General features: G+C 61.6%; 21 protein-coding genes. 16 read left to right on the forward strand and 5 right to left on the reverse strand.

Annotated features, from left to right (window positions below; genetic code table 11):
* Positions 1-63: 63 nt before the first annotated feature.
* The 15 genes from BK665_RS01450 to BK665_RS01520 all read left to right on the forward strand — a co-directional run bounded on the left by BK665_RS01450 (position 64) and on the right by BK665_RS01520 (position 14,577).
* Positions 64-798, forward strand: a complete 735-nt coding sequence (locus tag BK665_RS01450) for a glycosyltransferase family 2 protein (protein WP_123402519.1) — start codon at positions 64-66, stop codon at positions 796-798.
* On the forward strand, positions 795-1,742 hold the full coding sequence (locus BK665_RS01455; protein WP_123402520.1) for a lysophospholipid acyltransferase family protein: 948 nt from the start codon (positions 795-797) through the stop codon (positions 1,740-1,742). Before BK665_RS01450 ends, BK665_RS01455 begins: the two co-directional genes overlap by 4 nt.
* Positions 1,723-3,267 carry an HAL/PAL/TAL family ammonia-lyase gene (locus tag BK665_RS01460; protein WP_123402521.1) on the forward strand — a complete coding sequence of 515 codons (1,545 nt, stop codon included), beginning with the start codon at positions 1,723-1,725 and terminating at the stop codon, positions 3,265-3,267. The genes BK665_RS01455 and BK665_RS01460 overlap by 20 nt, the downstream gene beginning before the upstream one ends.
* Positions 3,260-3,685: an acyl-CoA thioesterase gene (locus BK665_RS01465; RefSeq protein ID WP_123402522.1), complete on the forward strand. Its 426-nt coding sequence runs from the start codon at positions 3,260-3,262 to the stop codon at positions 3,683-3,685. The genes BK665_RS01460 and BK665_RS01465 overlap by 8 nt, the downstream gene beginning before the upstream one ends.
* Positions 3,686-3,849: 164 nt before the next feature.
* Positions 3,850-4,440, forward strand: coding sequence for an outer membrane lipoprotein carrier protein LolA (locus BK665_RS01470; RefSeq protein ID WP_123402761.1), 591 nt, complete (start codon positions 3,850-3,852; stop codon positions 4,438-4,440).
* A complete protein-coding gene (locus tag BK665_RS01475) occupies positions 4,424-6,766 on the forward strand; it encodes an MMPL family transporter (RefSeq protein WP_123402523.1) in 2,343 nt (780 codons plus the stop codon). Before BK665_RS01470 ends, BK665_RS01475 begins: the two co-directional genes overlap by 17 nt.
* Complete coding sequence (locus tag BK665_RS01480) at positions 6,763-7,923, forward strand: cation:proton antiporter (RefSeq protein WP_123402524.1); 1,161 nt, start codon at positions 6,763-6,765, stop codon at positions 7,921-7,923. Before BK665_RS01475 ends, BK665_RS01480 begins: the two co-directional genes overlap by 4 nt.
* Positions 7,910-9,157: an NAD(P)/FAD-dependent oxidoreductase gene (locus BK665_RS01485; RefSeq protein ID WP_123402525.1), complete on the forward strand. Its 1,248-nt coding sequence runs from the start codon at positions 7,910-7,912 to the stop codon at positions 9,155-9,157. Before BK665_RS01480 ends, BK665_RS01485 begins: the two co-directional genes overlap by 14 nt.
* Positions 9,154-9,879 (forward strand): class I SAM-dependent methyltransferase, encoded by a 726-nt coding sequence (locus BK665_RS01490; RefSeq protein ID WP_123402526.1) that lies wholly within the window; start codon positions 9,154-9,156, stop codon positions 9,877-9,879. Before BK665_RS01485 ends, BK665_RS01490 begins: the two co-directional genes overlap by 4 nt.
* Positions 9,879-10,499 (forward strand): hypothetical protein, encoded by a 621-nt coding sequence (locus BK665_RS01495; RefSeq protein WP_185076397.1) that lies wholly within the window; start codon positions 9,879-9,881, stop codon positions 10,497-10,499. The genes BK665_RS01490 and BK665_RS01495 overlap by 1 nt, the downstream gene beginning before the upstream one ends.
* Complete coding sequence (locus tag BK665_RS01500) at positions 10,496-11,692, forward strand: beta-ketoacyl-[acyl-carrier-protein] synthase family protein (protein WP_123402527.1); 1,197 nt, start codon at positions 10,496-10,498, stop codon at positions 11,690-11,692. Before BK665_RS01495 ends, BK665_RS01500 begins: the two co-directional genes overlap by 4 nt.
* Positions 11,689-12,147 (forward strand): hotdog family protein, encoded by a 459-nt coding sequence (locus BK665_RS01505; RefSeq protein WP_123402528.1) that lies wholly within the window; start codon positions 11,689-11,691, stop codon positions 12,145-12,147. Before BK665_RS01500 ends, BK665_RS01505 begins: the two co-directional genes overlap by 4 nt.
* Complete coding sequence (gene fabG / locus BK665_RS01510; RefSeq protein ID WP_123402529.1) at positions 12,147-12,875, forward strand: 3-oxoacyl-ACP reductase FabG; 729 nt, start codon at positions 12,147-12,149, stop codon at positions 12,873-12,875. Before BK665_RS01505 ends, fabG begins: the two co-directional genes overlap by 1 nt.
* Positions 12,875-14,101, forward strand: a complete 1,227-nt coding sequence (locus tag BK665_RS01515; protein WP_123402530.1) for a beta-ketoacyl-ACP synthase — start codon at positions 12,875-12,877, stop codon at positions 14,099-14,101. The genes fabG and BK665_RS01515 overlap by 1 nt, the downstream gene beginning before the upstream one ends.
* 29 nt (positions 14,102-14,130) lie before the next feature.
* Positions 14,131-14,577 carry an excinuclease gene (locus tag BK665_RS01520; protein ID WP_123402531.1) on the forward strand — a complete coding sequence of 149 codons (447 nt, stop codon included), beginning with the start codon at positions 14,131-14,133 and terminating at the stop codon, positions 14,575-14,577.
* Positions 14,578-14,785: 208 nt separating this feature from the next.
* Here the strand turns inward: BK665_RS01520 and BK665_RS01525 are convergent, their stop codons facing one another.
* Together BK665_RS01525 and BK665_RS01530 are read right to left on the reverse strand one after the other, a co-directional pair.
* Positions 14,786-15,169, reverse strand: a complete 384-nt coding sequence (locus BK665_RS01525; RefSeq protein WP_123402532.1) for a type II toxin-antitoxin system PemK/MazF family toxin — start codon at positions 15,167-15,169, stop codon at positions 14,786-14,788.
* Between the two features lie 153 nt (positions 15,170-15,322).
* A complete protein-coding gene (locus BK665_RS01530) occupies positions 15,323-16,225 on the reverse strand; it encodes a LysR family transcriptional regulator (RefSeq protein ID WP_123402533.1) in 903 nt (300 codons plus the stop codon).
* A gap of 168 nt (positions 16,226-16,393) precedes the next feature.
* On the opposite strand from BK665_RS01530, the gene BK665_RS01535 reads away from it, so the two are divergent.
* Entirely contained in the window at positions 16,394-17,620 is a 1,227-nt protein-coding gene (locus tag BK665_RS01535; protein ID WP_375538921.1) for an MFS transporter, read from the forward strand.
* A 173-nt stretch (positions 17,621-17,793) separates the two neighbouring features.
* Here BK665_RS01535 and hemE read toward each other — a convergent pair whose 3' ends face one another.
* The 3 genes from hemE to gltB form a co-directional block, all read right to left on the reverse strand.
* Complete coding sequence (gene hemE, locus BK665_RS01540; RefSeq protein WP_123402535.1) at positions 17,794-18,861, reverse strand: uroporphyrinogen decarboxylase; 1,068 nt, start codon at positions 18,859-18,861, stop codon at positions 17,794-17,796.
* Between the two features lie 253 nt (positions 18,862-19,114).
* Positions 19,115-20,533 carry a glutamate synthase small subunit GltD family protein gene (locus BK665_RS01550; protein ID WP_123402536.1) on the reverse strand — a complete coding sequence of 473 codons (1,419 nt, stop codon included), beginning with the start codon at positions 20,531-20,533 and terminating at the stop codon, positions 19,115-19,117.
* Between the two features lie 33 nt (positions 20,534-20,566).
* Positions 20,567-25,012, reverse strand: coding sequence for a glutamate synthase large subunit (gltB, locus tag BK665_RS01555; protein ID WP_123402537.1), 4,446 nt, complete (start codon positions 25,010-25,012; stop codon positions 20,567-20,569).
* Positions 25,013-25,332: the final 320 nt, after the last annotated feature.

Genomic DNA, 25,332 nt, shown 5'->3' on the forward strand with positions numbered 1-25,332 from the left:
ATCCAATGTGGGAGCGGGCTTGCTCGCGAAGCAGACGCCTCAGTGCCTCAGGTGTACGCAACCATGCATAACCCCTGCGCCATCATCCCGGTCTACAACCACGAAACCGCGATTACCACGGTGGTCGACGCCCTGCTCGCCCAAGGCTTGCCGTGCATCCTGGTGGACGACGCCAGCGCTCCGTCCTGCGCCAAAGTGCTCGATCAACTGGCACACCGGGACCACACCTACCTGATCCGCCTCACCGTCAATCAAGGCAAGGGCGGTGCGGTGATGACCGGTTTTCGTGAAGCCGCACGCCTGGGTTTCAGCCACGCCTTGCAGGTGGACGCCGACGGCCAGCACGACCTGTCCGACGTCGCGACCTTCATCGAAGCGTCCCACGCCCACCCCGAAGCGGTGATCTGCGGCTATCCGCTGTACGACGCCAGCGTGCCCAAGGGCCGTTTGTATGCGCGCTACCTGACCCACGTGATGGTGTGGATCAACACCCTGTCGTTGCAGATTCGCGACTCGATGTGCGGCTTCCGCGTCTATCCGTTGCCGCCGACCCTGGCGCTGATCAGCTCGGCGAAAATCGGCAAGCGCATGGATTTCGATTCGGACATTCTGGTGCGCCTGGCCTGGCGCAATCTGCCGATGCAGTGGCTGCAAACCAGGGTTCATTACCCGCTGGACGGCGTCTCGCACTTTCGCCTGTTCCACGACAACGTGTTGATTTCGAGCATGCACACCCGGCTGTTCTTCGGCATGTTGCTGCGCGCTCCGGTCATCCTCTGGCGGCGGTGGCGAGCATGACCGTGAACACCGACAAAAAACACTGGGCCGACCGCGAGGAACGCGGCAGCTTCTGGCTGATGAAATTCACCGCCCTCTGCGCCAAAGTGCTGGGCCGGCGGCTGTTGAGCCCGTTGCTGTACGGCATCGTTTTGTACTTCTTCCTGTTCGGCCGCAGCGCCCGCAAAAGCGCCTGGCAATACCAGCAACGCCTCGCCGATTTTAGCGCTCGCCCGGAACTGCGCCCGACCCACTGGCGCGTCTTCGGACAGTTCATGGCCTTCGCCGATTCCATGCTCGACAAGCTCGATGTGTGGAACGGCAAACTGCGCATCGAACAAATCGAAATCGTCGACCCGGCGCTGCTGCGCACGCAACTGCGCGGCACCCGTGGGCAGATGCTGGTGGGCGCGCATTTGGGCAACCTCGAAGTCTGCCGCGCGCTGGCGGAGATCGGCGAGAAGGTCACGATGAACGTGCTGGTGCACACCAAGCACGCCGAGCAGTTCAACCGTCTGCTCGGCGAGGCCGGGGCGAGCAATCTGCGGCTGATTCAGGTCAGCGAACTGGACCCGGTGATCATGCTGCAACTGCATGAACGCCTGGAGCGCGGCGAGTGGCTGGCGATTGCCGGCGACCGCGTGCCGCTGCATGGCGGGCGCAGTGTGACCGTGGACTTCCTCGGCCACCCGGCGGCATTCCCCCAAGGCCCGTGGCTGCTCGCCGGTCTGCTCAAATGCCAGGTCAACCTGATGCTGTGCCTGAAGAAGCCGACCGGTGATTATCGACTGACCCTCGAACCCTTCGCCGAGGCCGTGACGTGGAAGCGCAGCGACCGCGAACAGGTCATTCATCAGTGGGCTTCCCGCTACGCCGAACGCTTGGGTCACTATTGCCTTGAAGCGCCACAACAATGGTTCAACTTTTACCCTTTCTGGAAGACCGATGACGACGCCAACGCTTGAGCCGGTAACCTTCGGCGAACTCCCTTTGCGCATCGAAGACGTGCTGGCCCTGGCCAACCGTCAGGCGCCGACCCGGTTGCAGGGCGACCCTGATTATCGCGAGCGCATCGCCAAGGGCGCGCGATTCCTCGACTCCCTGCTGGACAAGGAAGGCGTGATCTATGGCGTGACCACCGGTTACGGCGATTCCTGCGTGGTCGCCGTGCCGCTGCATCACGTCGAAGCCTTGCCGCGTCATCTGTACACCTTTCACGGTTGCGGCCTGGGCAAACTGCTCGACGCCCAAGCCACCCGCGCAGTCCTCGCGGCGCGTTTGCAGTCGCTTTGCCACGGCGTGTCCGGGGTGCGCGTGGAGTTGCTGGAACGCCTGCAAGCCTTCCTTGAACACGACATCCTGCCGCTGATTCCGGAAGAAGGCTCGGTGGGCGCCAGCGGTGATTTGACCCCGCTGTCCTACGTCGCCGCGACCCTGTCCGGCGAGCGCGAAGTGATGTTCCGTGGCGAACGCCGGGACGCCGCCGACGTGCATCGCGAACTCGGCTGGACGCCGCTGGTGTTGCGCCCCAAAGAAGCCCTGGCGCTGATGAACGGCACCGCCGTGATGACTGGCATCGCGTGCCTGGCCTTCGCCCGCGCCGATTACCTGCTGCAACTGGCCACCCGTATCACCGCGTTGAACGTGGTGGCATTGCAAGGCAACCCGGAGCATTTCGACGAACGCCTATTCGCCACCAAGCCGCATCCGGGGCAGATGCAAGTCGCCGCGTGGCTGCGCAAGGATCTGGCCATCGACGCGCCGACCGCGCCGCTGCATCGCCTGCAAGATCGCTATTCCCTGCGTTGCGCACCCCACGTGCTCGGCGTGTTGGCCGACAGCCTGAACTGGCTGCGCTCGTTCATCGAAATCGAGCTCAACAGCGCCAACGACAACCCGATCATCGACGCCGAAGCCGAACGCGTGCTGCACGGCGGGCACTTCTACGGCGGGCATATCGCGTTCGCCATGGACAGCCTGAAAACCCTCGTCGCCAACGTCGCCGACTTGCTCGACCGCCAACTCGCCTTGCTGGTGGACGAACGTTACAACCACGGTTTGCCGAGCAACCTGTCCGGCGCCAGCGCTGACCGGGCGATGCTCAACCACGGCTTCAAGGCTGTGCAGATTGGCACCAGTGCCTGGACCGCCGAAGCGCTGAAAAATACGATGCCGGCCAGCGTGTTTTCACGCTCCACCGAATGCCACAACCAGGACAAAGTCAGCATGGGCACCATCGCCGCTCGCGATGCAGTCCGTGTGCTGGAGCTGACCGAACAGGTCGCCGCCGCGACCCTGCTGGCCGCCAATCAAGGCGTCTGGCTGCGCAGTCAGGCCGAAGATGCGCGACCACTGCCGCCATCACTCGCGGCCATGCACGAAGAACTGGCCAAGGACTTCCCGCCGGTCATCGAAGACCGCGCCCTGGAAAGCGAACTGCGCCTGTGCCTGAAACGAATCGCCGAGCAACACTGGAGGCTGCATGCGTAGCAAGGGAGTGCTTCACGCCGATACGGAAATCCTCGTGCCGTTCTTCGACGTCGACACCATGCACGTCGTGTGGCACGGCCATTACGTCAAATACCTGGAAGTCGCCCGGTGTGCGCTGCTGGACAAGCTCGGCCACAACTACACCGCGATGGTTGAGTCGGGTTTTGCCTGGCCGGTGATCGACCTGCAACTGCGCTACGTGCGCGGTGCGGTGTTCGGCCAGACGCTCAACGTGCGCGCCAGTCTGGTGGAGTGGGAAAACCGCTTGAAGATCAATTACCTGATCAGCGACCTGCACACCGGCGAACGCCTGACCCGCGCCAGCTCAGTGCAGGTCGCAGTCGACATGAGCAGCCGCGAGATGCAATTGGCCTCGCCCAAGGTCTTCACCGACGCCGTCGAAAGGATGCTGCCATGAACACCGATATCGACACCGCTTCTGAGGCCAACACAGTCCCCTGTGGCGAGCGAGCTTGCTCGCGCTTGAGTGCGCAGCACTCACTATCCGGGCACTGGCTGGCAGGTTTTTGGGGCCGCTTCGCAGCCCAGCGCGAGCAAGCTCGCTCGCCACATTTTTCAGCGATCAAGTGTCTGGCTGCGTTGACGCTGCTCGGGTTGTCATCGCTCGCCAATGCCTTCGACCTGCAACAACTCAGCGATCAACTGGCCAGGCCGGATGTGATCCACGGCCACTTCATCCAGGAAAAACACCTGCGCGCCCTGCCCCAGCCACTGGTCAGCAAGGGCACTTTTGTCCTCGCGAAAAACCACGGTTTGCTGTGGCTGCTGAAAACGCCGCTGCAACAGGATTACCGGATCAGCGCCAAGGGCATCGCCCGGCGTGATGCCAGCGGCTGGCAATTGTTGCCGGGCAAGAGCGCCGGGGCCGAGCAGAACCGGTTGTTCCTCGCCGTGCTTCAGGGCGACAGCAGCGGTTTGCAGCGAGATTTCGAGTTGAGCCTGAGCGGCGACGCGCAGAAATGGAAACTGACCCTGACCCCACGCTCGATGCTGCTCAAGCAAGTGTTCAATCAGATCAACATTGACGGCGGCGAACTGGTCAGCACCATCGAACTGCTGGAAACCCAGGGTGACAGCACCCTGTTGCGCATGCAGGACAGCACTAGCGCACAACCCTTGAGCGATGCGGAGCAACATGACTTTGCCGAGTGAACGGATGCTCCCACGGCTGTTCCTGATCCTGCTGCTGGCGGTGCTCGCGCTCGCCGGTTGGCAATGGCGTGACGGCGCTCCGCTGTCGGCCAACTTGATGGAACTGGTGCCAGGCACGGCGCCGGACGCGCTGGAACTGCGCGCCGAACAACGCATGCAAGAACCGCTGAACCGCGAAATGCTGGTGCTGGTGGGCCACACCGATCGCCAGCAAGCAGTGGCCATGGCGCAGAAACTTGGCGAGCAGTGGCAGGCCAGCGGTCTGTTCGAAAAGGTCCAGTGGACCCTGCAAGCCGACTTGCCGGCCCTGCGCACGCAGTTGTTGCAAGGTCGCCTCGCGATGCTCTCGGACGAGGATCGACAACAACTGATCGAGCACCCCGACGCCTTTGTCCAGCAACGGGTGCAAGCGCTGTTCGACCCCTTCACCGGTTTCACTTTGGTGCCAAGCCAGGATGACTGGCTGGGCCTGACCGGGCGTATCCAGAACAGCCAGCCGCAACACGGCGCGGTACAACTGGACATCGGCAGCGGCGCCTTGATCGCCGATGCCAACGGCAAGAGTTGGGTGCTGCTGCGGGCGCGCACCACTGGCAACGCCTTCGACATGAACCTGCCGCTGCAAGTCGCCGACCTGCTCAAACACAGCCGCGAAGAAGCGGCCCAGGGCGATGTGCAATTGCTCGCCGCCAGCGGTTTGCTCTACGCGGCCAACGGTCAGCAGCAAGCGACACGGGAGATGACCTGGGTCGGTGGCGGCGCCACGCTGGGCATCCTGTTGCTGCTGTTGCTGGCCTTCCGTCGACTGCGGGTGCTGCTCGCCTTTGTCCCGGTCCTGGTCGGCATGCTGTTTGGTGGCGTGGCGTGTGTGGCGCTGTTCGGGCACATGCATGTGATGACGCTGGTGCTCGGCTCAAGCCTGATCGGCGTCGCAGTCGACTACCCGCTGCATTACCTGTCCAAGAGCTGGAGCCTGAAACCCTGGCACAGTTGGCCAGCCTTGCGCCTGACCCTGCCGGGGCTGACCCTGAGCCTGATCACCAGTTGCATCGGCTACCTCGCGCTGGCCTGGACCCCGTTCCCGGCCCTGACGCAAATCGCCGTGTTCTCCGCCGCCGGTTTGCTCGGTGCTTACCTGTCGGCGGTGTGCCTGTTGCCGGCGCTGCTCAAGGGCGCCAACCTGCGCCCGGCGCAATGGCCGCTGCGGGTTGCCGAGTTTTTGGTGAACCTGCGAGAGTCGCTGCTCAAACGGGCGAGCACGCCGGTGTTGCTGGCGCTGGTGATTGCGTTCTGCGTCGGCGGTCTGTTGCAGCTCAGCACCCGGAATGACATCCGGCAATGGGTCGGCATGCCGCAACACCTGACCGACGAAGCCCAGGCCATCGCACGCATCACCGGTTACCAGCCCACCAGCCAGTTTTTCCTGATCCGCGCAGCCAATCAGCAAGAACTGCTCGAACGTCAAAACGCCCTGGGCGATCGCCTGGAGCAACTGGTCAACCTCGACAAACTCCAGGGCTTTCTGTCCCTCAATCAACTGGTCAGTCAGCCGAGCCAACAGAAACAAGTGCGCGATGCCCTGAGCAAATTGCCGCAATTCTGGCAACCGTTGCTCGACGTCGGCGTACCGGTTGAAGCACTGCAAGCCGAGCTGATCAAGCTGCAAGCATTGCCCACCGAAGACATCGACGCGGCGCTGGCCGGGCCGTTGGCCGAGCCCTATCGCCCCCTGTGGCTGGGGCCGACCGATGACGGCGGCGTGGCGGCCATGGTCAGCCTGCAAGGCTTGAACAACCCGTCGCTGCTGCGGGTCCAGGCCCTGGACTTGCCGGGGGTGGAACTGGTGGATCGCCTCGGTGAACTGAACAAGGTATTCGCTGAAACCCAGATCAGCGCGGCGGAATTGAAACTCGCCTCCTGCGTGCTGATCGTGCTGGTGCTGATCCTGCCGTTCGGCCTTAGCGGCGCGTTAAGAATCGTCGCCCTGCCGCTGCTCGCCGCGCTGTGCAGCCTGGCCAGTCTCGGTTGGCTCGGCCAGCCGCTGACGCTGTTCAGCCTGTTCGGCCTGCTGCTGGTGACGGCGATCAGCGTCGATTACGCGATCCTCATGCGCGAACAGGTCGGCGGCGCCGCAGTGAGCCTGCTGGGCACCTTGCTGGCGGCGTTGACCACTTGGCTGTCGTTCGGTTTGCTCGCCGTTTCGAGTACCCCGGCGGTGAGCAACTTCGGTTTGTCGGTGAGCCTGGGCCTGGCGTTCAGTTTCATTCTGGCGCCGTGGGCAGGACGTCACGTCCAAGCCCTCCCGGTTGCGGAGCAGACAGCATGATGATCGCGCTATTTTGGGCCATGGCCCTGGGGATGTTCGCCGTGGCCACCCGGGTCGGCCGGCATTTCGGGTTGATCCCGATTGTCAGCCAGTTGCTGCTGGCGACCTTCGGTTTGCCGTTGTTGATGTATTTCTGGATCGAACCAGGCTGGCAACTCAGCGGCGCGGAGCTGATTTCGCCGGTGTGGCTGAAAAACCTCTACAGCCTGAGTTTTGCCTTGTTGCTGGGGCACATCCTCAGCGACGTCATCGACCTGCAACTGGATCGCCAGAGCCTGAAAATCGCCCTGCCGAGTTTCTGCCTGCCGTTCACCTGCGGGTTAGCGACGGCGGTGTGGCTGTTGCCGCCGCAGTCGTGGCTCAGTTCGTTGGCGGTCGGTCTGGTGTTCGCCATTACCGCGATTCCGGTGTTGTATCTGTACTTGCGGCACATCAACTACCCGCCCGACGCCACCCGGCGCCTGGTGCAAACCGCGATCCTGATCGACCTCACCTGCTGGACCCTGTTCGGCTTCGCCCAGGGCAGCCTGCACCTGAGCAGTCTGCTGCTGCCACTGGCCGGCGCATGCCTGCCGCTGCTCTTTCGGTTGCTGGGTTTGCGCCAACCGCTGTTGTACAGCGGCGGCTTCTTCGCGCTGCTGGTGGTGGCCGAACACTTCAAGCTCAACGCGCTGATTTTCGGCATCGGTTACCTGCTGTGCATGGCCGCGCTGAAAGTGCCGCTGGTATTGCCGTTGCCGGCGCGGTGGATGAATCGTTTGCAAACCTGGATCGCCATACCGCTGATCCTCACCTTCGGCATCGTGCAGATCAATGTGCATGCGGCCATGGCCAGTCTTGGCTGGGTGCAACTGGCGGCGCTGCTGCTCTTTCCGATTGCCAGCAAATTGCTCGGCAACTGGCTCGGTCTGGGCTGGGCCGGCGTTTCCGTTGAGGGCGCCAGCCGCTGGCGCGAAAGCCTGCTGCTGAATATTCGCGGGTTGAGCGAGATCGTCTTTCTCAACCTGCTGCTGCAACAACAACTCATCAGCCCGGCGCTGTACTTTGCGCTGATGCTGATGGGCCTGATCGCGACACTGCTGCCGGCACTGGCCGGCATGCACCGAATCCCGCTGAATATCGCCGCCCCGGCAAGGAGTCCACGTGCCAACCGTTGAAATGGAATATCGTCAGGTCGTGGTCATCGGTGCCGGACCTTCGGGGGCCATCGCCGCCGCACTGCTCAAGCGTAAGGGTCACGATGTACTGGTGATCGAGCGCCAGCATTTCCCACGTTTTTCCATCGGCGAAAGCCTGCTGTCCCACTGCCTGGATTTCGTCGAAGAGGCCGGCATGCTGGACGCGGTGAACGGCGCCGGCTTCCAGGTAAAAACCGGTGCGGCGTTCGCCTGGGGCGAGCAGTACAGCGCCTTCGATTTTGGCGACACTTTCAGCAACGGCAAACCGACCACGTTCCAGGTGCAGCGCGCGGATTTCGACAAACTGTTGGCGGATCAAGCCGCTTTGCAAGGCGTGGAATTGCGCTACGGCGAAGCCATCGTCAGCGCCGATTTCAGCCAGGCAAAACCACAGCTGAAGGTGTTGCGTGAGGACGGCAGCGAGTACCGCATCGAAGCCGATTTCGTGCTCGATGCCAGCGGCTACGGCCGGGTATTGCCGCGCTTGCTGGACCTGGAAGCGCCGTCGAACTTTCCGGTGCGCCAAGCGGTGTTCACCCACGTCGAAGATCACATCGAACACCCGACGTTCGACCGCACCAAAATCCTCGTCACCACCCACCCGATCCATCGCGATATCTGGTTCTGGACCATCCCGTTCAGCAACGGTCGTTGCTCGGTGGGCGTAGTGGCCGCAGCGGAACATTTCGCCGGCCGCACCGATGATCTGGACGCGTGCCTGCGCGGTTTCATCGCCGAAACCCCAAGCCTGTCCCGCGTGCTGAACAACGCGGTGTGGGACACCCCGGCGCGGACCATCGGCGGCTACTCGGCCAACGTCAAAACCCTGCACGGTCCGGGCTTTGCGCTGCTGGGCAACGCGGCGGAATTCCTCGACCCGGTGTTTTCCTCCGGCGTGACCATCGCCATGCGCTCGGCGAGCATGGCCGCCGCCGTATTGCATCGCCAGTTGCAGGGCGAAAGCGTCGACTGGCAGACCGAGTTCGCCGAGCCGCTGAAACGCGGCGTCGACACCTTCCGCTGCTACGTCGAAGGCTGGTACGCCGGGACCTTCCAGGACGTGATTTTCCACGAAGCCAGCTCCAACGATATCCGCCGCATGATCGCCTCGATCCTCGCCGGTTACGCCTGGGATGAACGCAACCCGTTCGTCAGCGAAGCGAAGCGCCGGTTGAAGGTGATTTCGGAAATCTGTGCAAGGGATGCCACATGAGTTACTTGAGCGACAACTACGTCGAAGAGACCAAATTCGGTTTCTGGTTCCTGCGCAGCCACACCTGGCAACACCATGTACTGCGGGTAGCGATCAATGATTTGCGCGCTTTGTTCAGCGAGTCGTTGCCGAGCAACCCGGTGTTGCTGGATGCCGGTTGCGGCCAGGGCAAGTCGTTCCAGTACCTGCGTCAGACCTTTGCGCCCCAGCGGTTGATTGGCGTGGATGCCGACCCGCACAGCCTGAATCTCAGCGCTGAGGAAGCGGCGCGTCAGGGCATGGAGGTTGAGTTGATCGGCAGTGACTGCGCGACGCTTAACGTGGCGGATGCCAGTGTTGATCTGCTGTTCTGCCACCAGACGTTCCATCATCTGGTGGAGCAGGATCAGGCCCTGGCGGAGTTCTACCGCGTGCTCAAGCCCGGCGGCTATCTGCTGTTCGCCGAGTCCACCGAGGCTTACATTGATACGTGGGTGATCCGCTGGCTGTTCCGCCACCCGATGCACGTGCAAAAGAGCGCGGCCGGGTATCTGGAGATGATTCGCCAGCAGGGTTTCGAGTTTGGCCCGCAGAACGTGTCGTACCCCTATTTGTGGTGGAGCCGCGCCACGGATTTCGGTCTGCTTGAACGCTTTGGTTTGCGTAAGCCAAAACCCTTTGGCCAGCGGGAAGAGACGCTGGTGAATGTGGTGGCGCGCAAGCCGCTTGAAGGTGTTGTTTGATGTCTAGCGCAACTCAACAAATCTGTGGGAACCCCTGTGGGAGCGGGCTTGCTCGCGAAAGCGGTGGGTCAGTCAACAAATGGGTTGGATGTTCCGACGCCTTCGCGAGCAAGCCCGCTCCCACAGGGTTTGTGGTGTTGCTGAGATTTGTGCTGCTCGGGTTCGTTCTGTTGCTCAGCGCCTGCGCCAGCCGCGCCCCGCTGCCCGAGCACAGCCCAACCCTGGCGCTGCCACTGCAATTGCACATCCAGCGCCTGGTGGCCGATGATCGTCAGGACTGGGTGTTGGTGATTCAGCAGGAAGGCCCGGCCCTGCGTTGGTCGATGATGGATTTGCTCGGCATTCCCCAGGCCCGGCAGAAGCTGATCGACGGTGAGTGGAAGGCCGATGGTCTGTTGCCGCCCAATCCGGAAGCACGAGAGCTGTTCGCCGCGCTGCTGTTCGCGTTGACGCCTGAAGGCGAGTTGCAGAACAACTATCCCGCTGCCTGGCAACATGGCGGGCAACGCTCTCTTCCAGAGCATTGGGATGTACGTTATTCACGCCCCATGAGTTTTGAATTGAACCTGCCCAAAGGCCCTAAATACCAAGTCACGCCACTGAGCGGGGACACGCCATGACCGTCTGGCTGAACGCCCTCGGGGTGATCTGCGCCTTGGGTCGCGACAAGCAGGAAGTCGCGCGCAATCTGTTTGCCGGCGATTGCTCCGGCATGCGCAATGAGGCCGGTTGGGTGGCGGAACGTTCGTTGCCGGTGGCGGCGGTTCAGGGTGAATTGGCGCCCATTCCGCCGGAGCTGGCCGACCAGCAAAGCCGTAACAATCAACTGCTGCTGGAAGCGGCGCTGCAAATTCGTCCGGACATCGACCGGGCGATCCAGACCTACGGTCGTGAGCGCATCGGCATTGTGCTTGGCACCAGCACTTCGGGCATCGACGAAGCCAGTCGCGGCCTTGCCCATTACATTCGCGAGCATGAGTTCCCCGCCGACTACGACTACCAGCAACAGGAACTCGGCGCGCCGGCCAATTTCCTCGCCGACTGGCTGCAACTGAGCGGCCCGGCCTATGTGATTTCCACGGCCTGCACCTCCAGCGCCCGGGCCTTGATGAGTGCTCAGCGCTTGCTTGAACTGGGCATGTGCGACGTGGTGCTGTGCGGCGGCGTCGACAGTTTGTGCCAGCTGACCCTCAATGGTTTCTCGGCCCTGGAAGCGGTGTCCGGGCAGCGCTGCAATCCGTTTTCCGTCAACCGCAACGGCATCAACATCGGCGAAGCGGCGGTGCTGTTTTTGATGAGCAAAAGTGCCGGCGATGGCCCATCGATTGCCCTGCTCGGCAGCGGTGCCAGTTCCGATGCGCACCACATTTCCGCGCCGGAACCCACCGGCCGTGGCGCCCAGCAGGCCATGCACAAGGCCTTGGCCCGCGCCCACCTGCAACCGTCGCAGATCAACTACCTGAACCTGCACGGCACCGCCACCCAGCACAACGACGCCATGGAAAGCCTGGCGGTCGCGGCGCTGTTCCCGGACGGTGTGCCCTGCTCGTCGACCAAACCGATGACCGGCCACACCCTCGGCGCCGCCGGCGCCCTGGAAGCGGCGTTCTGCTGGTTGAGCCTGAGCGCGGACAACCCCGAGCACGCCCTGCCACCGCACATCTGGGACGGCCAGCCCGACCCCGACCTGCCGCCACTGAACTGGGTGACCCCGGCCCATCGCCTGGCGTCCATTGCACCCCGCTACCTGATGAGCAATTCGTTTGCCTTCGGTGGCAATAACGTCAGCCTGATTATCGGAGACGCCCCATGATTGACTGGCCGCTCGCCGAACTGCTGCCTCACGCTGGCGACATGATCCTCATCGAGCAGATCCTGTCGTTCGATGACGAGCAGATTCACACCCGCCTCACCGTCAAGCCCGGTGGCCTGTTCAACCGTCCCGACGGCAGCCTGCCGGCCTGGGTCGGCATCGAACTGATGGCCCAGAGCGTGGCCGCCTACGCCGGTTGCCATGCACGGGCCCGTGGCGATGCGGTGGAACTGGGCTTTTTGCTCGGCACCCGCAAATTCGAATGCAATGTGGAACACTTCCCAGCCGGCACCGAACTGACCATCCACGGTGTGCGCTCCCTGGAAGACGACAGCGGCATGGGCGTGTTCGAATGCCACATCAACGCGCCCGGCATCCACGCCACCGCCCGGCTCAACGTGTACCGCCCGCCGCAAGCGGCGCAATACCTTCAAGAAATCCAAGGAGTCGAGTGATGACTGAATCCGTACTGGTCACCGGTTCCAGCCGTGGCATTGGCCGCGCTATCGCATTGCGTCTGGCCCAGGCCGGGCACGACATCGTGCTGCATTGCCGCAGTGGGCTGGCCGAGGCTATCGCCGTTCAAGGCGAAATTCAGGCGTTGGGCCGCAATGCTCGCGTGCTGCAATTCGACGTGTCCGACCGCGCCAGTTGCAAAGCCATTCTCGAAGCCGACGTCGAAGCCCACGGCGCCTATTACGGCGTGGTGCTTAACGCCGGGCTGACCCGCGACGGTGCTTTTCCAGCGCTGAGCGAGGATGATTGGGACGTGGTGATGCGCACCAATCTCGACGGTTTCTACAACGTGCTGCACCCGGTGATGATGCCGATGATCCGTCGTCGCGCCGCCGGGCGGATTGTCTGCATCACTTCGGTTTCCGGGTTGATCGGCAATCGCGGGCAGGTCAACTACAGCGCCTCCAAGGCCGGTTTGATCGGCGCCGCGAAAGCGTTGGCGATCGAACTGGGCAAGCGCAAGATTACCGTCAACTGTGTCGCACCCGGCCTGATCGACACCGCAATGCTCGACGAAAACGTGCCGGTGGAAGAACTGATGAAAATGATCCCCGCACAACGCATGGGCACCCCTGAAGAGGTGGCCGGCGCGGTGAATTTCCTGATGTCGGCGGAAGCCTCGTACATCACCCGCCAGGTTCTGGCCGTCAATGGAGGCCTGTGCTGATGAAGCGCGTCGTCGTCACCGGCATGGCCGGCATCACCTCACTGGGCAGCGATTGGGAGACCATCGCCGGCAACTTCGCGGCCAACCGCAGCGGCATTCGCCGGATGGACGAGTGGGATCGCTTCACCGAACTCAATACGCGGCTGGCCGGGCCGATCGACGACTTCAAAGTCCCGAGCCACTGGACCCGCAAACAACTGCGCAGCATGGGCCGCGTCTCCCGGCTCGCTGTCGGCGCGGCGGAACAAGCACTGGCCGACGCCGGGCTGTTGGGCGATGAATCGATCAAGGACGGACGCATGGGCGTCGCCTGCGGTTCGTCCACCGGCAGCACCGACGAGATCAAGGCATTCGGCAACATGCTGCTCAACTCGGTGGCCGAAGGCCTGAACGCCAACTCCTACGTGCGCATGATGCCGCACACCACGGCGGCGAATATCAGCATCTTCTTCGGCCTCACCGGCCGACTGATCCCGACCTCCAGCGCCTGCACCAGCGGCAGCCAGGGCATCGGCTACGCCTACGAGTCGATCAAGTTCGGTCGCTTGCCGTTGATGCTCGCCGGCGGCGCCGAAGAACTGTGCCCGACCGAAGCCATGGTCTTCGACGCGCTCTACGCCACCAGCCTGAAAAACGACGCGCCGCAAACCAGCCCACGCCCGTACGACAAGGGCCGCGATGGCCTGGTGATCGGCGAAGGCGGCGGCATGCTGGTGCTCGAAGAACTCGAACACGCGTTAGCACGCGGTGCGCACATCCACGCCGAACTGGTCGGCTTCGGCAGCAACGCCGACGGCCAGCACACCACTCGCCCCGAGCAAGCGACCATGCGCCGGGCCATGGAACTGGCCCTGGAAGACGCTGGTTTGCAGCCGTCGGACATCGGCTACGTCAACGGTCACGGCACCGCTACCGAACAGGGCGACATTGCAGAAACACTGGCCACCAGTGCGTTGTTCGGCGAACACATGCCGATCAGCTCGCAGAAGAGCTTCCTCGGCCACACCCTCGGGGCCTGCGGCGCGCTGGAGTCCTGGTTCAGCATCGAAATGATGAACCGTGACCTCTACGCCCACACCTTCAACCTCGACGAAGTGGACCCGCACTGCGGCAAGCTCGACTACCTGCGCGGCGAGTTCCGGCAGATGAGCAACCAATACGTCATGAACAACAACTTTGCCTTCGGCGGCGTCAACACTTCGCTGATCTTCCGCCGCTGGTCGTAACCGAATTAATCCGGGTCAAGGAGACCTCCATGCACTTCAAGAAACTCGCTACCGCCGCCACCCTGCTGATCTGCGCCCTGCCGGCCGTCAGCCAGGCCCGTGACACCGCCGTGTACCTGCCCTTCGACAAAGCCGTCGCCGAAGCCACCCGCACCGGCAAAATCGACGGCAGCGTGAAGTTCTACCTGGCGGGCCACAACCCGACCGGCAACGTCACCATCGTCAGCGCCGGCTCGGTCACCAACAAGAAAACCAACGCCTTCAACAAGACCGACCAAGTCGCCTGCGAATGGGTCGCGCAATCGGCTATCATCAGCCTGCACCAAGCGGCCAAAAGCGCCGGCGCCAATGCCGTGACCAACATCGTGAGTTTCTACAAGAGCAATGAACGCAAAGACGCCACCAACTATGAATGCCACGCCGGGGCGATCATGGCGGGTGTTGCGTTGAAAGGGGATTTGGCGAAGGTTCAGTAAGGCCAGAAACGACAAAGGGCGCCTTTCGGCGCCCCTTCACAAACAGGTCGGCTTGTCATCGCCCTTCACCTGTCTGGCTCTGCGATGGCTGGTTACCCAGGATCCTCAGAGTCTCACAAGCCCCTTTCGGGAACGCCCGCAGTATTGCTTTAAATTGAACGAGCGACAACCGCTGGCAATTCGCCGTGTCGTGCCACTTCTGATGACATCACAGGCCCAGAGCACTGCGCACCGCAGCTTTGATCGCAAAAAACTCATCTGTTGCAAGTTGTGAAATGAGATAAACGCGCTTTCCCTGGCGATCCCTGCTTTTGATCCGATCCAACCTGGAGAGACTCACTGTCGCAACCATGTCGCATTTTGCCCAACAAATCGGACTGGCACCCTGCAGATGACTCGCGAGCTTCAGATGGTGGTCCAACACACTGTCCGGGGCGGTGGTACTCAGTGGCACGACGGTCACCAGTAGGCTATTGGTCCTGTGTTTGCGTATCACGACAACAGGTCTGACCTTGATCATCTCGGGGATCTCATACCCCCTGAAGTCGCAAATCAGCACGCTGCCTTCCTTAGGCTGATATCGAAGTGTCATCCATTGCACTCATCGAAAAAAAAATCGATTTTGCTCAAGAAATGGCTAAATCACTAAGGCATATCCGTTACCTCAAATGTCCCATCCTTGAGACGCTCAGGCCAGGGTATGGTCTGGAGCAAGCGAACCTGCTCGCGAATGATGGCGAAGCCGTCAAACTGTTAACGGCTCAACCTTCCTCGTCAACAACTCCACAAACGCCTTCGCCATCGGCGACTTCTGATCCTTGCGCTGTACCAGCCACACCGCCGATACCGCTTCCGGATCAAGCAATGGCCGGTAGACCACGCCATCAATCCTCATCCGCTGGTACGACGCCGGCAGCACCGACACCCCAAGCCCCGCCGCCACCAATCCAATAATCGTCATCGCCTCGCCGGCCTCCTGGGCGAAGTGCGGGCTAAACCCGGCATCTCGCGCCAGGCTGAGTAATTGGGCGTACAGACCACTGCCATAGCTGCGTGGGAAAAAGACGAAAGGTTCGAGGGCAAGGGCTGACAGAAACAGGCCTTCTTCGCTGTCGTTCGCCAATGGATGCTTGGAACTGAGCACCGCCACCAGGGGCTCGCGCATCAGTTCCACGACGCAGAGGGAATCCGGCAACCCAAGCGGTCGCATGATCCCGACTTCGATCGACTCATCCACCAGCGCGTCGGCCACTTGGGTGCTGCTCATCTCCCGCAAGTTCAGGTGCACAGCGGGAAAGCGCTGGCGAAACGAGAAAATCGCTTGGGGGATGGTCGAGTTGAACGGCGCCGAGGAGGTGAAGCCGATTTTCAACTCGCCCAGTTCACCGAGTTGCGCTCGACGGGCGACATCCGCAGCTTTATCGACCTGGGCCAATACCAGCCGCGCCTCTTCCAGAAACAGCCGACCGGCCTCGCTGAGTTCGACCCGACGATTGGTCCGCTCGAACAGGCGTGCGCCAACCTCGGCTTCCAATGCCTGAATCTGCTGGCTCAGCGGTGGTTGGGAGATGCCCAACACCTGGGCGGCGCGGCCGAAGTGCAGTTCTTCGGCGACGGCGATGAAGTAGCGCAAATGGCGCAATTCCATGAAAACTCCATTAGGTCGTAAAACGTCTTAAACAGGTCGAATAATATATTGGATTGAATCGTTAGGCAGCTATATGCTTTTTTCCATTGCCTGACCGGCTGCGCCCTCCCGAGGTCCGAAGTGAAAACTGCTGTCGCCCCACTCGCCCATGAAGTTACGCCCACTGCGCTGGACGATGTCGTCGCCGAGCTGAACGAGATCTACATCGAGAAAGGCACGCCGATGTTCATGCGCACGGTGCTGGCGCTGTTCTCCGGCGGCTTCGCGACGTTCGCCCTGCTGTATTGCGTGCAGCCGATGATGCCGCTGCTGTCCCACGAGTATTCGATCAACGCGGCGCAGAGCAGCCTGATTCTGTCGGTGGCTACGGGCATGCTCGCCATCGGTCTGCTGATCACCGGCCCGATTTCCGATAGGGTCGGGCGCAAACCGGTGATGGTGACCGCGTTGTTCGCCGCAGCGCTGTGCACCATGGCCAGCGCGATGATGCCGAGCTGGGAAGGCGTGTTGATCATGCGGGCGCTGATCGGGTTGTCGTTGAGCGGTCTGGCGGCAGTGGCCATGACTTACCTGAGCGAAGAAATTCATCCGCAGCACATTGGTCTGGCGATGGGCCTGTATATCGGCGGCAACGCCATCGGCGGGATGAGCGGACGGCTGATTACCGGCGTGTTGATCGACTTCGTAAGCTGGCACACGGCGATGCTGGTCATCGGCGGCCTGGCAATGATAGCGGCGACGGTGTTCTGGAAAATCCTTCCCGAATCCCGCAACTTCCGCGCTCGTTCGATGCACCCACGCAGTCTGCTCGACGGCTTCACCATGCACTTTCGCGATGCCGGCCTGCCGCTGTTGTTCCTCGAAGCCTTTGTGCTGATGGGCGCGTTTGTCACGCTGTTCAACTACATCGGCTATCGCCTGCTGGCCGAGCCTTACAACATGGATCAGGCCTTTGTCGGGTTGCTGTCGGTGGTGTACCTGTCGGGGATTTACAGCTCGGCGAAAATCGGTTCGCTGGCGGACAAACTGGGGCGGCGCAAAGTGCTGTGGGCAACGATCACCTTGATGCTCGCAGGCCTGGCGCTGACCCTGTTTACGCCGCTACCGCTGGTGATCATCGGCATGCTGATCTTCACCTTCGGCTTCTTCGGCGCGCACTCGGTGGCCAGTAGCTGGATTGGGCGGCGGGCGATCAAGGCCAAGGGGCAGGCGTCTTCGCTGTATCTGTTTAGCTACTACGCCGGATCAAGTATTGCCGGGACGGCCGGCGGCGTGTTCTGGCACCTTGGTGGGTGGAACGGGATTGGGTTGTTTATCGGCGGGTTGCTGGTGATTGCGCTGTTGGTGGCGTTGAAGCTGGCGAAGTTGCCGCCACTAGGCAATGTAAAAGCCTGACACAGACCCTGTGGGAGCGGGCTTGCTCGCGAAAGCGGTGGGTCAGTCGACATCAATGTTGAATGTTCAACCGCTTTCGCGAGCAAGCCCGCTCCCACATTGACCGCGTACGATCTGATATCCCAAACAAAAACGCCCGGCATAAGCCGGGCGTTTTCATTTTCGGGCGACGGTCACTCGTGATACTGCGCCGACAGTTCATGCACAGCACGCAGGAACGCGCCGGCATGCTCCGGATCGACTTCCGGGGTAATCCCGTGACCCAGGTTGAATACGTGCCCGCTGCCCTTGCCGTAGCTGGCGAGGATGCGGCCGACTTCGGTGCGGATGGCTTCTGGTTTGGCGTAGAGCACGGTCGGGTCCATGTTGCCTTGCAGGGCGACTTTGTTGCCAACGCGGGCGCGGGCGTTGCCGATGTCGCAGGTCCAGTCCAGGCCCAACGCATCAGCGCCGGCATCGGCGATGCTTTCCAGCCACAGTCCCCCGCCCTTGGTGAACAGGATGACCGGCACCTTGCGGCCTTCGTGTTCGCGGATCAGGCCGCTGACGATTTTGCGCATGTAGGCCAGGGAAAACTCCTGGTACGCCGCTGCCGAGAGGTTGCCGCCCCAGCTATCGAAGATCTGCACCGCTTGGGCGCCGGCCATGATCTGGCCGTTGAGGTAGCTGGTGACCGACTGAGCCAGCTTGTCCAGCAACAAGTGCAGGGCCTGCGGGTTGTCGTAGAGCATGGTTTTGGTCTTGCGATAGTCTTTCGACGAGCCGCCTTCGACCATGTAGGTGGCCAGGGTCCAGGGGCTGCCGGAGAAGCCGATCAGCGGCACGCGGCCGTTCAGTTCGCGGCGGATGGTGCTGACAGCGTCCATGACGTAGCCGAGGTCTTTGTGCGGATCCGGGATCGGCAGGGCTTCGATGTCGGCCATCGTGCTGACGACTTTCTTGAAGCGCGGGCCTTCACCGGTTTCGAAGTACAGGCCTTGGCCCATGGCGTCCGGGATGGTCAGGATGTCGGAGAAGAGGATCGCCGCGTCCAACTGCGGGTAGCGGTCGAGCGGTTGCATCGTGACTTCGCAAGCGAACTCCGGGTTCATGCACAGGCTCATGAAGTCACCGGCCTTGGCGCGGCTGGCGCGGTATTCCGGCAGGTAGCGACCGGCCTGACGCATCATCCATACCGGCGTGACGTCTACGGGTTGCTTGAGCAGGGCGCGAAGGAAACGGTCGTTCTTCAGGGCAGTCATGTCGGCATCCGGAAAAAAAGTGCGGGCATTTTCTCAGAGCGCGACGCAAAAGGCACGGTTGCAGGTCAGCCTTTTGTCTATCGGGTCAATTTGTCGCGGTGAAAATCCGGTATTCGCAACACCCTGAAACCAATGTGGGAGCGGGCTTGCTCGCGAAAGCGGTGTGTCAGTCGACATCAATACTGACTGTTACACTGTCTTCGCGAGCAAGCCCGCTCCCACATTTTGATCGCATTCCAGTTCAGGAAAGCGATCAGACCTCCAGGTAATCCAGGATCCCTTCAGCCGCATTGCGGCCTTCGAAGATCGCCGTCACCACCAGGTCAGACCCGCGAACCATGTCGCCACCGGCGAAGATTTTCGGGTTGCTGGTCTGGTGCTTGTATTTACCCTGCTCCGGGGCCACGACGCGGCCCTGGCTGTCGGTCTGGATCTCGAACTGCTCGAACCACGACGCCGGGCTTGGACGGAAGCCGAAGGCGATGACCACGGCATCCGCCGGGATGATCTCTTCGGAACCCGGGATCGGCTCAGGGCTGCGACGGCCACGGGCGTCCGGTTCGCCGAGACGGGTCTCGACCACTTTCACGCCTTCGACACGGTCTTCACCGACGATGGCGATCGGCTGGCGGTTGTAGAGGAATTTCACGCCTTCTTCCTTGGCGTTCTTCACCTCTTTGCGCGAGCCCGGCATGTTCGCTTCGTCGCGACGATACGCACAGGTCACCGACTTGGCGCCCTGGCGGATCGACGTGCGGTTGCAGTCCATCGCCGTGTCGCCGCCGCCCAGGACCACAACCTTCTTGCCTTTCATGTCGACGAAATCTTCCGGCGACTTTTCAAAGCCCAGGTTGCGGTTGACGTTGGCGATCAGGAAGTCGAGCGCGTCATGTACGCCCGGCAGGTCCTCGCCGGCAAAGCCGCCCTTCATGTAGGTGTAGGTGCCCATGCCCATGAACACGGCATCGTATTCTTCGAGCAGTTGCTCGATGGTCACGTCCTTGCCCACTTCGGTGTTGAGGCGGAACTCGATGCCCATGCCGGTGAAGACTTCGCGACGATTGCTCAGCACGGTCTTTTCCAGCTTGAACTCGGGGATGCCGAAGGTCAGCAAACCACCGATTTCCGGGTTCTTGTCGAACACCACCGGGGTCACGCCGCCACGTACCAGCACGTCGGCACAACCCAGGCCGGCCGGGCCTGCGCCGATGATCGCAACACGCTTGCCGGTCGGCTTGACCTTGGACATGTCCGGGCGCCAGCCCATGGCGAACGCGGTGTCGGTGATGTACTTCTCCACCGAACCGATGGTCACCGCGCCAAAACCGTCGTTAAGGGTGCAGGCACCCTCGCACAGACGATCCTGCGGGCACACCCGGCCGCACACTTCCGGCAGGGTGTTGGTCTGGTGCGACAGCTCGGCAGCCTGGAGGATGTTGCCCTCGGCCACCAGTTTCAGCCAGTTGGGAATGAAGTTGTGCACCGGGCACTTCCATTCGCAATACGGGTTACCGCAACCCAGGCAGCGGTGGGCCTGGTCGGCCGAATGCTGGGGTTTGAAGGGTTCGTAGATTTCCACGAACTCTTTCTTGCGTTGACGCAACAGTTTCTTCTTCGGATCTTTGCGCCCGACATCGATGAACTGGAAGTCGTTATTCAGACGTTCAGCCATTGTTAAAACCTCATCAAACTCTTCAGGCGCATATCACTGCGGATTGGCACGGGTGCTGGAAAGCAACGATTTCAGGTTGGCAGCCTTGGGCTTGACCAGCCAGAAACGACGCAGATAGTCATCGAGGTTTTCAGCGAGGTTACGACCCCATTCGCTGTCGGTTTCCGCGACGTATTCGTCCAGCACGCGTTGCAGGTGGCTGCGATAGGCTTCCATCGCTTCGCCGCTGATCCGCTGGATTTCCACCAGTTCGTGGTTGACCCGGTCAACGAAGGAGTTGTCCTGATCGAGCACGTAGGCGAAACCGCCGGTCATGCCTGAACCGAAGTTGTAACCGGTCTTGCCCAATACGCAGACGAAACCACCGGTCATGTACTCGCAGCAGTGATCGCCAGTGCCTTCCACCACGGTGTGGGCACCGGAGTTACGCACGGCGAAACGCTCGCCCGCGGTGCCAGCGGCAAACAGCTTGCCGCCGGTGGCGCCGTACAGGCAGGTGTTGCCGATAATCGCACTGTCCTGGGTTTTGTAGACGCTGCCCTTCGGCGGAACGATGACCAGTTTGCCGCCGGTCATGCCTTTGCCGACGTAGTCGTTGGCGTCGCCTTCCAGGTACATGTTCAAGCCGCCGGCGTTCCACACACCGAAGCTCTGACCGGCCGTCCCTTTGAAGCGGAAGGTGATCGGCGCGTTCGCCATGCCTTGGTTGCCGTGCTTGCGCGCAATTTCACCGGAGATCCGTGCGCCGATGGAACGGTCGCAGTTGCAGATATTCAGCTCGAAATCAGCACCGCTCTTGTCGTTGATCGCCGAGGTGGCCATGTCGACCATTTTCTCGGCCAGCAGGCCCTTGTCGAACGGCGGGTTGCGGTCGACCTGGCAGAATTGTGGCTTGTCTGCCGGGATGTGATCGCTGCCGAGCAACGGGGTCAGGTCCAGGTGTTGCTGCTTGGCGGTCTGGCCCTCGAGAATTTCCAGCAGATCGGTACGACCGATCAGCTCTTCGAGGGAACGCACGCCCAGCTTGGCCAGCCACTCACGGGTTTCTTCGGCGACGTAGGTGAAGAAGTTCACCACCATGTCGACGGTGCCGATGTAGTGATCCTTGCGCAGCTTCTCGTTCTGAGTGGCGACGCCGGTGGCGCAGTTGTTCAGGTGGCAGATGCGCAGGTATTTGCAGCCCAGGGCGATCATGGGCGCGGTGCCGAAGCCGAAGCTTTCAGCGCCGAGGATCGCAGCCTTGATCACGTCGAGGCCGGTTTTCAGGCCGCCGTCGGTTTGTACCCGGACTTTGCCGCGCAGGTCGTTGCCGCGCAGGGTCTGGTGGGTTTCGGCCAGGCCGAGTTCCCACGGTGCGCCCGCGTATTTGATCGAGGTCAGCGGCGATGCACCGGTGCCGCCGTCGTAGCCGGAGATGGTGATCAAGTCCGCGTAGGCCTTGGCCACACCGGCAGCGATGGTGCCAACGCCCGCTTCTGCCACGAGTTTCACCGAGACCAGGGCCTTCGGGTTGACTTGTTTCAGGTCGAAAATCAGCTGCGACAAGTCTTCGATCGAGTAGATGTCGTGGTGCGGCGGCGGCGAAATCAGGGTCACGCCCGGCACTGCATAACGCAGCTTGGCGATCAGACCGTTGACCTTGCCCCCTGGCAACTGACCACCTTCGCCGGGCTTGGCGCCCTGGGCGACTTTGATCTGCAGCACTTCAGCGTTGACCAGGTATTCCGGGGTCACACCGAAACGGCCGGTCGCAACCTGCTTGATTTTCGAGCTCTTGATGGTGCCGTAGCGCGCCGGGTCTTCGCCGCCTTCGCCGGAGTTGGAACGCGCACCGAGGCGGTTCATGGCTTCGGCCAGGGCTTCGTGAGCCTCAGGCGACAGGGCGCCCAACGAGATGCCGGCGGAGTCGAAGCGCTTGAGCACCGATTCCAGCGGTTCGATCTCGCTGATGTCCAGCGCCGTGTCCAGGGTCTTCACCTTGAACAAATCGCGGATCATCGACACCGGGCGGTTGTCCACCAGCGCCGTGTATTCCTTGAACTTGCTGTAGTCGCCCTGCTGCACAGCGGCTTGCAGGGTGCTGACCACGTCCGGGTTGTAAGCGTGATATTCGCCACCGTGGACGAACTTCAGCAAACCGCCCTGCTGGATCGGCTTGCGCGGGCTCCAGGCTTCGGCGGCGAGGGCTTTTTGCTCGGCTTCGATGTCGACGAAACGCGCACCCTTGATGCGGCTCGGCACGCCACGGAAGCTCAGTTCGCAAACTTCTTCGGACAGGCCGATGGCTTCGAACAACTGCGCACCGCGGTACGACGTAATGGTCGAGATGCCCATCTTCGACAGGATCTTCAGCAGACCTTTGGTGATGCCTTTGCGGTAGTTCTTGAACACCTCATAGAGGTCGCCCAGCACTTCGCCGGTGCGGATCAGGTCGCCCAGCACTTCGTAGGCCAGGAACGGATAGACCGCCGAGGCGCCGAAACCGATCAGGACCGCGAAGTGATGCGGGTCGCGAGCGGTGGCGGTTTCTACCAGGATGTTGGAGTCGCAACGCAGGCCTTTTTCGGTCAGGCGGTGGTGCACTGCACCCGTGGCCAAGGATGCGTGGATCGGCAACTTGCCCGGGGCAATGTGACGGTCACTCAATACAACCTGGGTACGACCGGAGCGCACGGCTTCTTCAGCCTGATCGGCAACGTTGCGGATCGCCGCTTCGAGGCCGACGCTTTCGTCGTAGTTCAGATCGATGATCGCGCGCTCGAAGCCCGGACGATCGAGGTTCATCAGCGAACGCCACTTGGCCGGGGAAATCACCGGCGAGCTGAGAATCACGCGCGAGGCGTGTTCCGGCGACTCCTGGAAGATGTTGCGCTCGGCACCGAGGCAGATCTCCAGCGACATGACGATGGCTTCGCGCAGCGGATCGATCGGCGGGTTGGTCACCTGCGCGAATTGCTGGCGGAAATAGTCGTACGGCGTGCGCACGCGCTGGGACAGCACGGCCATCGGCGTATCGTCGCCCATCGAGCCAACGGCTTCGTAGCCTTGCTCGCCGAGCGGACGCAGCACCTGGTCGCGCTCTTCGAACGTGACCTGATACATCTTCATGTACTGCTTGAGCTGGTCGACGTCGTAGAAAGCCGAACCGTGGTCGTTGTCTTCCATGGTCGCCTGGATGCGCAGGGCATTCTTGCGCAGCCATTGCTTGTACGGATGACGGGACTTCAAGCGGTTGTCGATCGCATCGGTGTCGAGGATCTGACCGGTTTCGGTGTCCACGGCAAAGATCTGGCCCGGGCCTACGCGGCCCTTGGCGATCACGTCTTCAGGCTGGTAGTTCCAGACACCGATTTCCGAGGCCAGGGTGATGAAACCGTTCTTGGTGGTGACCCAACGCGCTGGACGCAGACCGTTACGGTCGAGCAGGCACACCGCGTAGCGACCGTCGGTCATTACTACGCCGGCCGGGCCGTCCCACGGTTCCATGTGCATCGAGTTGTATTCGTAGAACGCCCGCAGATCCGGGTCCATGGTTTCGACGTTCTGCCACGCAGGCGGAATGATCATCCGCACGCCACGGAACAGGTCGATGCCGCCGGTGACCATCAGCTCGAGCATGTTGTCCATGCTCGAAGAGTCGGAACCCACGCGGTTCACCAATGGGCCGAGTTCTTCCAGGTCCATCAAGTCGTTGGTGAACTTGGTGCGACGGGCCACGGCCCAGTTGCGGTTACCGGTGATGGTGTTGATCTCGCCGTTGTGGGCGAGGAAGCGGAATGGCTGGGCCAGCGGCCATTTCGGCAGGGTGTTGGTCGAGAAGCGCTGGTGGAACACGCAGATCGAGGTTTGCAGGCGCTGGTCGCTGAGGTCTGGATAGAAGGCGGTCAAATCCGCCGGCATCATCAGGCCTTTATAAATGATGGTCTTGTGAGAAAAGCTGCAGACGTAGTGATCGGTGTCGGCGGCATTGGCCACGGACGAGCGACGACGGGAGGTGAACAGCTTGACGGCCATGTCCTGATCGCTCAGGCCTTCGCCGGCGATGAACACTTGCTCGATCTGCGGCAGGCGCTCAAGGGCCAGACGGCCAAGGACGCTGGTGTCGATCGGCACTTTGCGCCAGCCGACCAGGGTCAGGCCGGCCGCAATGATCTCGCGGTTCATGTTCTCGCGAGCGGCTTCGGCTTTCACCGGGTCCTGGTTGAAGAACACCATGCCCACGGCATATTGCTTGGGCAGCTCGACGCCGAAGGTTTCCTGGGCAATGGCTCGCAGGAACACATCCGGCTTTTGAATCAGCAAGCCGCAACCGTCACCGGTCTTGCCGTCGGCGTTGATCCCACCGCGGTGGGTCATGCAGGTCAGGGCCTCAATGGCCGTTTGCAAAAGGGTATGACTGGGCTCGCCCTGCATATGGGCTATCAGGCCAAAACCACAGTTATCCTTGAATTCATCTGGTTGGTACAGACCTGCTTTCATAGACACTTTCTCACCAGGCTGCCTCTTTTCGAGGCAAATTTCTTTTCAATTCAACCACTTGCCATCCACGCCGAACGTACGTCGGCTTTGCGGGGGCAAAAGGGAGGTCATTGTACACACCGACACTTACGCTCACAAATTTGACGACGAAATGTCGCAAATCTATGTCGCATTTGTGAAAGGTTTAAAGCGATATGCTGTGCTAGTCAAAACTTTTTTAATTTTGACCGCAACGACTCAAAGACCACTATGACGCAGACACCACAAGGCACGCGGCCTGTAGAGGCGGCATGCGCTTGCGGAATATTTTGAGGTGCCGG

The sequence above is a fragment of the Pseudomonas frederiksbergensis genome (assembly GCF_003732665.1).
In the GTDB taxonomy this organism is placed as follows: domain Bacteria; phylum Pseudomonadota; class Gammaproteobacteria; order Pseudomonadales; family Pseudomonadaceae; genus Aquipseudomonas; species Aquipseudomonas frederiksbergensis_G.